Raw genomic sequence first — 11,283 nt, 5'->3', positions numbered from 1 at the left:
GAGCAGAACGTTTTGAAACGGCTCAATGGAGGTTAACAAACCCTGATTCGCTGATAAGGCGTTTACCCTCTTCGGTTTTGGCCAGGTCGATGAACTGCTTGACAGCGCCGGTCGGCTGACCGTTGGTGTACATGAAGAGCGGGCGGTGAATCGGGTAGGTGCCGTTTTTAACCGTGCGGACATCGGCATCAACACCGTCAACCAGCACTGCTTTTACCGAACTGTCTACAAAACCCATTCCGATATAACTGATTGCCGCCGGAGTGGAAGCAACACGGCTCTTGATTGAACCGTTGCTCGACTGGGTTTCTGCTCTCTTGGAGATCGGGTTCTCCTTGCCCATCACCAGCTCCTTGAACGAGTCAGCCGTACCGCTGTTTGATTCACGCTGGATAATGACGATTGCGGCATTAGGTCCGCCAACCTGGTTCCAGTTGGTGTATTTGCCCATGTAGATTCCGCGGATCTGTGCTTTTGAGAGCGCATTGACGCGGTTGCTCGGATGAACGACAATCGACAGACCGTCAAGGGCAATAACATGTTCAACCGGGTTGACACCTTTGGCTTTTGCTGCGGCAATCTCCTTGTCTTTCATCTCCCTTGACATGGTTGCGATGTCACAGGTTTTGTTGATCAGGCTTTTTGCCCCGTTGCCTGAACCGGATTCGCTCACCACAACCTGTATACCGGTGGTTTTGGTATAGTAGCCGGCAAATGCCTTGGCGATCGGTCCAACCGTGGTCGAACCATCAATAACAATTTTGCCTGCGGCATATGCGCTGCCTGACGTTGTCAAACCAAATACGGCTGCGGTTAAAAGAAGTTTTCTGAAGAGTTTCATGGTTTTGATGGTATTTGAAATTAAGAGTAGAAAACGTTATCTGTTTTGGCGCTCTCGTTTGCCGGCTATAAAAGCCCCCCTGTTGGAGAGCAGGGGGACACAATCATAACACACAACAGAAAGAACACAACACACACACGGTTTAGAACTTGACGACAACATCGGCCATGAGCAGATGATTGGTAATGTTGGCTACATCAATCGTCTTGAAATTGAAGTAGTTGGCTCCAACCGTCAGGTTCTGCACGAGATGGAAGACACCGCCGATTTTATAGCCGTGCAGATTGGTTGCCGCTCCGGCATTCCGGTCTGAATCGGTCAGAATCGTAAGGGCATCGCGCTCGATTCTGATATAGTCGGCATTGACTGACCACTGCCCGACCTGTTTGGCATCACCGATCTTGATCTCGGCAAGGTAACTGTCCCGCTTTGCATCATCGATCCCGGAGGCATCAGCTTTTTTTGCCATATTGCGGGCATACTGACCGGTAATCTTCCACGGCAGCTTTTCCGTGATCTGGCCGCCGACGGTACCGAACAGCTCGGCTATATTGAAATCCTTTTCGGAATAGTCGTATGCCGGAGAGTAGGTGGTTGTGTTGACTACATTGAAATTCGCATAGTTGTAGTAACCGGCTCCTACTTGATAACTCACCTCGCTGATCTCACCTTTATATGCAGCCTGGCCAGCCAGAATAAAGGCATCCTTTTCATTGACCGCCGTTCTGGATGAACGCTCGTTAAGCGGGAAGTAGCCGACAACTGCCGTCAGGCCATCCTTCTCCTTGCCGTCACTCTCCTTGCCATACTGGAGCGTTAACCCTTCAAAGGTAAGATCGCTGTCCCATACCAGATCGTTGACCACGACCAGATCACTGGCAACAGCCCGTTTACCGAGAATGATATTGGCTGCTCCATTAATGCCGTAAGCCATCGGATGGTAGTCGATGAAGTATTCGTTCAGGTAGACCGGATCGGCAAGAAACTGATCATCAAGGGTCTCGTTTCGGGATGTTGTTTCCGTAAGACTTCCGGTCGAGAGTTGAATGCCGCCGGAAAGCTCTTCATTGATCCACGGATAGACGCCAAGACGGACACGGCTGCGGTGGCGGTCGCGACTGTGTTCTCCGGTAGCGCCATCGGTGTGGCGAAGATCGGACTGATAACGGTAACGCAGATCGCCTTTCCATGTCAGGTCAACAGCCTCGGCGTTACTGAATCCGAGGGCCGCTGCAAGACCGACCATCATTGCTATTTTTTTCATGCTCGTTCGGGTTGGTTGATGTTGTGAGTACACAAAACTTTTTTCGCATCATTTTTGCTCTCCAAACATACCATTAGTAGTGTTAAGGAATTGTTACACCACTGTGACAAGATTGAAAACAATACCATGCCATTATTAAAGGTGTAAATCGGTAACAATGACAGCACCGTGGAACCGTTTATCCGGAAACACAACCCGACCCTTGGAATTGATGACAAGATGGGGATAACCCGACTGCTCAAGCAGGAGCAAAAGCTTTGCGAAATCTTTTTTCCCGGCTGGCCTGATTATGATGTCAGCCAGAACGTCTACTTTTTTGACATCATGCTCTTTCAGCTCCTCCTGCAAAAAGAACTCCCCTTTTATCGCCGATTTCAATTCGTCCAGACGAAGCATGATATCTCCTGTCTTCTGTTATGAAGAGGCCTCAAGTTATTGATAGAGCACCTTACAGCGTGATAGGTTGTCTTCAGGATATGGTTGTCCGTGCCAGAGATGCCTCGCGCTCGAAAATCACTTTCAACCCATCTGTCAACTCCTGATAAATCCGACTTTTGCTGTCTTTGACCCGGCTATAAAGCTTCAGAATATCAAGCGTGAGAATAATACGGGTGGAACTGCAGTTCAATTCACCAAAAAGATGCTTTCCGACTACCTCAAAGCCGAGCACTCTGGTATGAAAGTTAAGGGGTGAATGTATTTCGCCCTCGAAAACATCGGTAATGAAATGGGTGTAATCACGTTCCAGTACCTCGGCAACAGCAGCTTTCATCAGACGAAGTGCCACCCTGGGATTTCTGCGAAACTCCTCAAGAATCATAAATCTGCCAATCTCGACATATCTCCCTGCCTTTTTCAGCACGTCGATGTTTATACCCGGCATAAATTTCACATCGTACTCTTCCGGGAGATCAAAAGAGGGGTCATAAAGCAAACGAATAACACCTGCAGACCGACCATTAATTCTGGCCAGAAACCATGAAAACTCCCTGTTCCCGGAAAGTTCATCCGGAATCTGGTTTTGAGCAGTGCTGATCCAGTTTTTTTCATCACAAAAGACCTGCTTGACTACGTCGAGCGCACAGGCTCGATCATGGACACTTTCAATCCTGCTTACGATTACACTGGACATAGGCTCTCCTTTGGATTAAGGGTTGCTTCATGCTGAGAGAACTGCTTTGAGGGAGAGGGTGAGCTGTATCGCTTGCCGGATAGTTCAGACAAAGCGAGCATAATCTCATGGGTAACATCAGCAGCAAAACGGTGCAATTCAACTTGCCCGGTAATAGCACTGGATTCATCCTTGATAATAGTCCGGTAAGCTTCGGACTGTTGAGCAAAATAAAGAGGAGCTCCAATCCTGATGATGGTTCTGCCGAGAATGGGAATTTTTCCTTTTGTTCTCCTGCTCTTGAAGTCAATTCCGACAGGTATTACGGGTGCTCCTGATTTCAAGGCGATATGACCAATACCGGGCTTGCCTTTGACAAGAGTTTCCGGATTCCTGTTGCGCTTCCCTTCAGGAAAAATCCCGATGCTCTGTCCGGCAAAGAGCTTCAGAGTGCAGCGCTCCACGGTGTCACCGGCAGAGATCGACGAACGTTTCGCTTCAATCCAGGAAATGGTTGAGCGTTTGCTGTAAACATAGACCGGATCGATCAAGTTCATCAGGGTGCCCAGCAGAGGAATTTTACCATACATCCAGTCAATGACGAAACTGATGGTTCGACCGCCAAGATGGTAGAAAAGAAAAACAGGCACCATAAGGGCCTCAAGCGAATTATTATGGTTAAAGGCATAGATACATGCGCCTTCTGCACGGGGTAGATTCTCAATACCCGAAGAGCTGGTTAGCAGGAAATTGGGCAGCATAAGTGCTCTCAAAAGCAATGCCCTCCCTCGCGGTAATAATGGCAGCGGCTTGAGGAGCTGTTCCCTGTTTACGTTCATGGTCTTTGCGTTGGCATTCCATCACCCTGAAAACAGATTATCGGCTTCTTGAATACAAGAAAACAAATTAGTGTTGGGGAATAGTTACGATCATGCAACGATTCTGTGAAATCGCAGTACAAGGGACTCTTCATGTACTATCATGCGGGGAAAAAGGGGAAGCCAATGGAACTGCTGCAAAATACGGTCATCCTGCTGACCGGCTTTCTTCTTTCGGAGATGCTTGTATCGACAGGAACTCATCAAAGAGTTATCGATTATCTTCTCGGGCGCTCCGGCAATAACCTGAACGCTCTTTTAACGGCAGTGCTTCTGCTCTCCTATACACTCTCTATCTTTATCTCCCATACGATTGTAGTCATCTCGATGATTCCTGTCATAAACCGGATTGTGTCGATTGTTCAGGATGAGAATGAAAGAAAATCAGCCGCCTCACTGCTTTACCTTGCTGTCACCTACGGCACCAATACCGGAGGAATGGCCTCCCTGACCGGCAGTCCGCAAAATCTTTTAGCCATAGCTCTTGCCGAACTCTATAAAATTGAAAACCGGACACTGATCACGTTTGTCTCCTGGCTTGGAGTCGGCCTGCCGGCAACGCTCATGCTGCTTTTCCTTGGACGGTCAATTATTCTTTTTACAGCAAAATCATTCTGCACCCCATCGTTGTTCTCTTCAGACCGCAAAGTACCGTGCGTCTTACCACACAAACCTCTGCGGCTTCTCACAAGCAACCTCATACTTGTCACTACATTGAGCGGCCTGCAATTTTTTTTCAAACCGGAGCCGGTATTTTTATCATTAAACCTCATCGATCTCTGCTTTGTGATCTACGGAGCACTGTTTCTTCTTGTAGCATTCATCCTGCCAAAAAAGAACGGGCAATCCGGAGTAATGCTTATGAACCTGATCTTTTTTTTACTTCACCTGACTGGATCTCCCCTGATCTTTTTCAGCAGTCTCTTCAGAGAGCTGGAATCACGTATTGGTCTCTCTCTGAAAAATATCTACCGTACCATTGACCTGATTTTCACGTTACTTTTTAACAGTGTATGGAACCGCTGCTTTCAGGAACCGATTACCAATCTTGAACTTCCGAACACCCGAGCCAGACTGTCAATCAATCTCATCCTGAAAGATCTCCCTTACGTCGGCATAACCCTCGTTGCTCTGACGGGTGTGGCACTCTATCTGTTCGTCACGGTATGGAATCTCCAGACTGCAACGACACTTGAGGATTATCACCTGACAACAATCAAATCAACGCTTCTCTATGCAGTTGAAATGTTCGGCAACCGTTATATCCGGCTGATTTCAGTGGTCTTACTCATCATTTTCGCATCCGAACTGTTAAGTAATTCCGCTCTGATATTTTTGCTCGCGCCCCTCTCAACAGATCTTGGAGCACAAACCGCACTGCCTCCGATAATGATGCTGCTCACAATCACCATAGCCGCTTCGAGCGCAAGCATGACACCGTTTGCCTCCATGGCTAACACCATTGCATACGGCAGCATCAAAAAGGTTTCACTCAGAATTATTCTCTTACCCGGCTTTATTATGAATATCCTGGCGGCAATAGTGGTGGCAGCTGTTTTTTCCTTTCTCTCAGCTCTGATCCTGTAGGGGATCAAAAAAAGCAGGCGTCAACAACCGGAAACTGTAGCGAAAACAATCCCTCATGCGAAAATGGAGAACCACCCTTTGGAATTTCAGGTCAGCAGATGAAGGCGTGAAAACACATAATCGAGAGAGTCCTCATTCAACACCACTCTGGAATAACCTGTTGCATCAAGCGGAACCGGCCGGTTACTCCTTTCACTTTCAAAATCCCGATTCTGTCGGCCATTATACCAGCAAACCAGTCTGATCAAACCCCCTTCGATTTCGAGAGCTGTGATACAGCGTTTACCTATAGTACATCCGGAGTTAAAAACAGTGGGAATGGTGATGTTATTGTAAAGTCCGCTCCGAAGACCCATAGCTTTACCCTTTTTGTAACACTCGGCAAGCTCGGTTTTCAACTCAACTATTTTCCTTTTGATAGCCGGGCGCTCTTCACCGGCAACAGAAGAGAAGGAACGGCAGAGATCCTCAATCCTGTAGTTCAGATAATCAGCTTTTGAGAGTGATTCAAACAAGGGCCGGTGGGTGTGACCGATAATGGAGACAATTTTTGCCTGATTTGAAAACTCATAGATTGATTTTTCTATTACAAATCTTCGGCGGCTGCTGTAGGCAACTGAATAATTTTTAATCCCGGTCGGCTTGGCTATATAGCGCAAAAAAAAGATAACCGCACGACTCAGCATTGAATACTGCTGCCAGAGAAACAACGCCGCCTGATGACCATGAAAAAGCAGAATAGTTTCATCGCCGTAATGAAATTTCAGTGATTCAACAAGCGATGATGAAAGCCTGTAATCTTTCCTGTCGAGAAGCGCCACATCATGATTTCCGTATGTTTTCCAAAAAAACCCATGCTCTTTGAACTCAATAAAAAGCTCATACACCTCAGCCCACTTTCTTTCGATGCTTTCAAGCGAAAACTTGAAAAGCTCCTCTATATCTCCATTGAGCACCAGACTGTATTGTTGAGGCAAATAATATTGCCCGAGAATTGTTTTGACCAACCCGGCGTTGTGACGAAACTCATCATGCCTGCCACCATTGCCCATATGCAGATCGCTGAGAATAAGAACCCTCGAAGCATCATCAAGAATCACCGGTCTTGCTCTGTCAAGCAAGCGTTCAAGATGGAAATGCTTTTTATAATGAGGCATTGACAGTTTCAGGATGTCCGTAAAACCGGGATTAGTTCATAAACTTCATATAATTTATACGATTAACTGCAACATAACTCTCGCCGGAATGTGAACTTCCTGTGAACTTTTTGCCGATCACCCTCCTGGCCCCGGAAACACCTTGACTGGTTTTTCTTCATCTTGCGCTTCCTCATCATCTGCTCCTGAATCGGACATGACAGGTCGAAACAGGTAGTCATGCTTAAGCCTCAGCAGCAAAAAAGTTCACAAACATGTAACACTCCCCCCATTGGTTCCAATGAAGAATGCCTATACATTAGGAACATATTTGAATGGAAAAAACGCACGATCACGGCAACTATCAAAAATATCAGACGGTTATGGCTGAAGAGAGGGTCGGTGAGCGGAACCGCACAAACACCTTTGTGGTAAGCAGCCGCAAGCGAACCATACAGAAGGCAGTAAACAGGGCAGGAGAGCTTCTTCTGCTGGTACTGGCCTCGTTTGTGGCCGTTGTCGTCCTGTTTATTTTTTATTTTGTTGCCCGCGATGCCATCCCGTTTTTTGAGCTGAGGGGCTTCAGCGAATTCTTTACCACTACGGAGTGGTATCCGGCTGATGATCCGGGGAAATTCGGTGCCCTATCAATTATCTATGGCAGTCTGATGGTGACGCTCGGCTCGGCAATGATTGCCGTTCCGATGGGTATAGCTGCCGCAATATGTTTGAGTGATATTCTTCCGTTTTCCATTCGCCAGTATGCCAAGCCGGTCATCGAGATGCTTGCCGCCATTCCCTCGGTAGCGTTCGGTTTTTTTGCTCTCGTTGTTCTTGCTCCGCTGCTTCAGGACAAAGGAGGCGCTCTGTTGATGTGGGCCTGGTGGGTTCTTGCCGCTCCCTTCGCGGTGCTCTTTGTTATTGTCCTGTCCGACCTGCTGACTACCCGTATTGAAGACCCTGCGCGGCGTAAACTGTTCAACCTGTTATCGGTACTCCTCTTCGGCCTGCTTTCGGCCGGGCTGCTCTATCGCGTAGGCACCCTTCTGCATGCCATCGAGATTCTGACCGGTACCAATGCCTTGAACGTCTCCATTATTCTGAGTTTTATGGCACTGCCGACCATTGTCAGTGTTTCCGAAGACGCCCTTCAGGCGGTCGGGCGTGATATTCGTGAGGGCAGTTATGCGCTCGGAGCCACACGGGCCGAGACAATTGTGAAAACAATTCTTCCGGCGGCCAGCAGCGGTATTCTTGCGGCCGTCATTCTCGGTATCATGCGTTCACTTGGTGAAACCATGGTGGTCTGGATGGCATCCGGCAACTCGGCCCACATTCCCGAGCCCTGGTTCAACTACCTTGAAGCAATCAGAACCCTGACCGCGACCATTGCCGGTGATATGGGCGAGGCCGACCAGGTAACCGGTTCAGCCCGCTATCACGTCCTGTTTGCCATGGGACTGCTTCTGCTTGTTATCAGCTTTATCTGTAATCTCGTCAGTGAAAGAATTGTGGTGCGCCAGCGCAAAATCCTCTCCGGCCAGTAGGTTCCGGAGAGTGTAGCTGCCGCATATTGCTCATTTAACCCTGTTGTTATGAATCTCGGAACCAGGAAACTTCTGGATCGTTCGTTCACCGCTGTCGGTATCGGCTCAATTGTCATTATGGCGCTCGCCCTGATGGTCGTGCTGGTGCCGATTGTAACCAACGGGCTCGGAGCCGTGTTTTTTACCGGTACGGTTGAGCACCGCAAAATGCTGCTGAGTGAGTTCAACCGGGGTGACAGCCGGGAGCTGGAGAGAGAGATCGCCTCTTCAGATCGATACCGGGCAAAGGTTTACGAGATTCTTGCCGGGTTCGAGAGTGAAATGGCAGCAATGACGCCTGAGCGCCAGGATGAGTACCGCCCGAAATACGGGCAGGTCAAAACGGCCGTGCAGGCACTGCTCGGCCCTCTTCCGGGTGACCCTGAACCGATGCTGACCCGCTTCAAGTACGGTCAGACACGGTGGGAGAAAGCCGGGGAGAAGCTGCACGACCTGCTCTATGAAACGAAATGGGATAACTCCGATCCCAATGCCATGTCGAAAGAGTACTTTGCAAACCGCAGTGAGAGCTTTGCAGGAACCTCCCTTGTCAAACTCTTTCCCTACGTCAGGGAGAACATGTCAAACATGCTGCTTCCGGAGTTTACGGTTTACTGGGGATTCATTACCGACAGCTCGGTTGACTCCCATATTTTCGGAGGTATCTGGCCGGAAATTCAGGGTACCTTTTTCCTTGCCGTCGGAGCCATGCTCTTTGCCTTTCCGCTTGGTGTTGTTGCGGCGGTTTACTTTACCGAATACGCCAAATCCGGTTTTTTCAACAGCATGCTGCGCAGCGCAAACAGCACGCTTGCCGGAGTGCCGAGTATTGTGTTCGGCATGTTCGGTCTTGCTTTTTTTATCAACACCCTGAAGGTGTCCGAATCGAAAAGCGTTATTGCCGGTTCGCTCACGCTTGCGATCATGATTCTGCCGACCATTATCCGAGCGGCTGAAGAGGCGATACTTGCCGTACCGAAAACCTATCGTGAAGCATCGCTCAGTCTCGGGTCAACCAAATGGAACACCATTGCCACCGTGATTCTTCCGGCAGCGCTCCCCGGAATTCTGACCGGCGGGGTGATCAGTCTCGGCCGTGCAGCAGGAGAGACCGCCCCGATTATCTTTACCGCCGCCGTCAGTGTCGGTTCCGCGATTGGTCTGGCCGATGTCTTCTCCTCTCCGACCCCGGCGCTTTCATGGAACATCTACAACCTTGCCAGTGAGCATGAAGCCGCCGCCCAGATCCGCCATGTCCAGTACGGTATGGTGCTTGCGCTGGTGAGTATTGTTCTGCTCCTGAATCTCTCGGCGATTGTATTGAGAGCACGTATCTCCAAAAAATTAAAAGGCTAAAGTAATAATGCCCATGACAGATGATGTTACGGTAACAGCTCCGGATGTACCGGTAAAGAAATCCACCAGGGAGATCTATCTGCCCCCGGCCCGGAAGAAGATAACCGGTGGAGGTACCCCGCACATTGTAGCCAAAGAGTTTTCGATCTACTACGGTGAGTTTGAGGCGGTAAAGAGAGTGAGTGCCGATATTCTCTCAAAATATGTGACGGCCATAATCGGCCCGAGCGGTTGCGGCAAGAGCACCTTTTTACGCTCCATAAACCGGATGAACGACCTGATTCCAAATTGTCATACCACCGGAGCCCTGCTCTTTGACAATAACGATGTCTATGGGAAGTATACCGATGAGGTGCTGTTGCGCAAGAAGGTGGGCATGGTATTCCAGAAACCCAATCCCTTCCCGAAATCCATTTTTGACAACATCGCCTACGGCCCGCGTCTGCATGGTATAAATGACAAAAAAACTCTCGGAGATATTGTCGAACGGAGTCTGAAAAAGGCGGCGCTCTGGAGCGAGGTGTGCGACCGGCTCGACAAGAATGCCCTCGGTCTCAGCGGAGGCCAGCAACAGCGACTCTGTGTTGCCCGTACGCTTGCCGTTGAGCCTGAAGTGCTGCTGCTTGATGAGCCCACCTCGGCGCTTGACCCGAAAGCTACGGCTAAAATAGAGGATCTGATCCAGGAGCTGCGGGGCAGCTATACCATCATGATTGTGACCCACAACATGCAGCAGGCTTCACGGGTCTCGGATTACACCATGTTTTTCTATGAGGGGTCGCTGGTCGAGCACGCTTCAACCGCACAGCTCTTCACCAATCCCAGGGATTCGATGACCGAAGATTATATCACCGGAAGATTCAGCTAACGAAACCTATTCACTCCTATGTCAGACCGCCCGGTTCATGAACTTATAAAAGAGCTCTCGCTTGTTCTCGTACAACTTTCCGACAAGGTGCTTGAGAACTTTTTCAATGCTCTGCATGCAGTCAAGCACCAGGACGAACAGAGTGCCCGCCGTATCAGGCTGGTCGATGACGAGATTGATGCAGCCGAGGTACGGCTTGAAGAGCGCTGTCTGGCATTTCTTGCCCTGCAGCAGCCGGTGGCCAGAGATTTGCGTACCATAGTCACCATTATAAAAATCAATGATGATCTTGAGCGTATCGGTGACCTGGCCGTTCACATTATCGACCGTATGCCGCAAATCAGTCCCAAAATGCTTGAATCGTTTGATTTTGAAAAGATGGGAGTACATGCGGGCGAGATGGTGAAAAAATCCATTCAGGCTTTCATCTCAAAGGAGAGACGGCTTGCTGATCAGGTGTGTGCCCTGGATGAAGAGATTGATGTGATGCACCGCACGGTCTTCAAAAGGGTTACCCTGTTGATGAAAAGTCCTGATTCGCCTGTCGATGAGCTTATGGCCGCATTGAGCATCTCCCGCTACATCGAGCGTATGGCTGATCATGCCACCATGATTGCCCGTGAGGTGATCTATCTGGTGACAGGCGAAATTGTCCG

Annotated in this window: 11 protein-coding genes; 5 read left to right on the top strand and 6 right to left on the bottom strand. The window is 49.2% G+C overall.

Features of this window, described 5'->3' with window-relative positions; translation table 11 throughout:
* Positions 1–22: 22 nt before the first annotated feature.
* From BOO20_RS06495 to BOO20_RS06475, 5 genes are all read right to left on the bottom strand, one after another.
* Positions 23–841: a PstS family phosphate ABC transporter substrate-binding protein gene (locus tag BOO20_RS06495; protein WP_076791493.1), complete on the bottom strand. Its 819-nt coding sequence runs from the start codon at positions 839–841 to the stop codon at positions 23–25.
* 142 nt (positions 842–983) lie between these two features.
* The gene (locus BOO20_RS06490; RefSeq protein ID WP_076791492.1) at positions 984–2,105 is read right to left on the bottom strand and encodes a putative porin; all 1,122 of its coding nucleotides are present in this window, start codon (positions 2,103–2,105) and stop codon (positions 984–986) included.
* A gap of 135 nt (positions 2,106–2,240) precedes the next feature.
* Positions 2,241–2,501, bottom strand: a complete 261-nt coding sequence (locus tag BOO20_RS06485; protein ID WP_076791490.1) for a hypothetical protein — start codon at positions 2,499–2,501, stop codon at positions 2,241–2,243.
* Between the two features lie 73 nt (positions 2,502–2,574).
* Complete coding sequence (locus BOO20_RS06480; protein WP_076791488.1) at positions 2,575–3,237, bottom strand: GNAT family N-acetyltransferase; 663 nt, start codon at positions 3,235–3,237, stop codon at positions 2,575–2,577.
* Positions 3,225–3,977: a 1-acyl-sn-glycerol-3-phosphate acyltransferase gene (locus BOO20_RS06475; RefSeq protein ID WP_233120914.1), complete on the bottom strand. Its 753-nt coding sequence runs from the start codon at positions 3,975–3,977 to the stop codon at positions 3,225–3,227. Before BOO20_RS06475 ends, BOO20_RS06480 begins: the two co-directional genes overlap by 13 nt.
* 183 nt (positions 3,978–4,160) lie before the next feature.
* Between BOO20_RS06475 and BOO20_RS06470 the strand changes: the two genes are divergently transcribed.
* On the top strand, positions 4,161–5,681 hold the full coding sequence (locus BOO20_RS06470) for an SLC13 family permease (RefSeq protein ID WP_233120913.1): 1,521 nt from the start codon (positions 4,161–4,163) through the stop codon (positions 5,679–5,681).
* Positions 5,682–5,767: 86 nt separating this feature from the next.
* Here the strand turns inward: BOO20_RS06470 and BOO20_RS06465 are convergent, their stop codons facing one another.
* The gene (locus BOO20_RS06465) at positions 5,768–6,838 is read right to left on the bottom strand and encodes a metallophosphoesterase (protein ID WP_076791484.1); all 1,071 of its coding nucleotides are present in this window, start codon (positions 6,836–6,838) and stop codon (positions 5,768–5,770) included.
* A gap of 362 nt (positions 6,839–7,200) precedes the next feature.
* Between BOO20_RS06465 and BOO20_RS06460 the strand changes: the two genes are divergently transcribed.
* From BOO20_RS06460 to phoU, 4 genes are all read left to right on the top strand, one after another.
* Entirely contained in the window at positions 7,201–8,364 is a 1,164-nt protein-coding gene (locus BOO20_RS06460; RefSeq protein ID WP_076791460.1) for a PstC family ABC transporter permease, read from the top strand.
* Between the two features lie 48 nt (positions 8,365–8,412).
* On the top strand, positions 8,413–9,759 hold the full coding sequence (gene pstA / locus BOO20_RS06455; RefSeq protein WP_076791405.1) for a phosphate ABC transporter permease PstA: 1,347 nt from the start codon (positions 8,413–8,415) through the stop codon (positions 9,757–9,759).
* Between the two features lie 7 nt (positions 9,760–9,766).
* Entirely contained in the window at positions 9,767–10,627 is an 861-nt protein-coding gene (pstB, locus tag BOO20_RS06450) for a phosphate ABC transporter ATP-binding protein PstB (protein WP_076791406.1), read from the top strand.
* An 18-nt stretch (positions 10,628–10,645) separates the two neighbouring features.
* A partial coding sequence (phoU, locus tag BOO20_RS06445) for a phosphate signaling complex protein PhoU (RefSeq protein ID WP_076791482.1) occupies positions 10,646–11,283 on the top strand: 638 nt, incomplete at its 3' end.

The organism is Chlorobium sp. KB01 (assembly GCF_001975465.1).
Taxonomy (GTDB): Bacteria; Bacteroidota; Chlorobiia; order Chlorobiales; family Chlorobiaceae; genus Chlorobium.
Note: the sequence above shows the minus strand (reverse complement) of the source record. Positions and strands in the feature narration are given on the sequence as shown.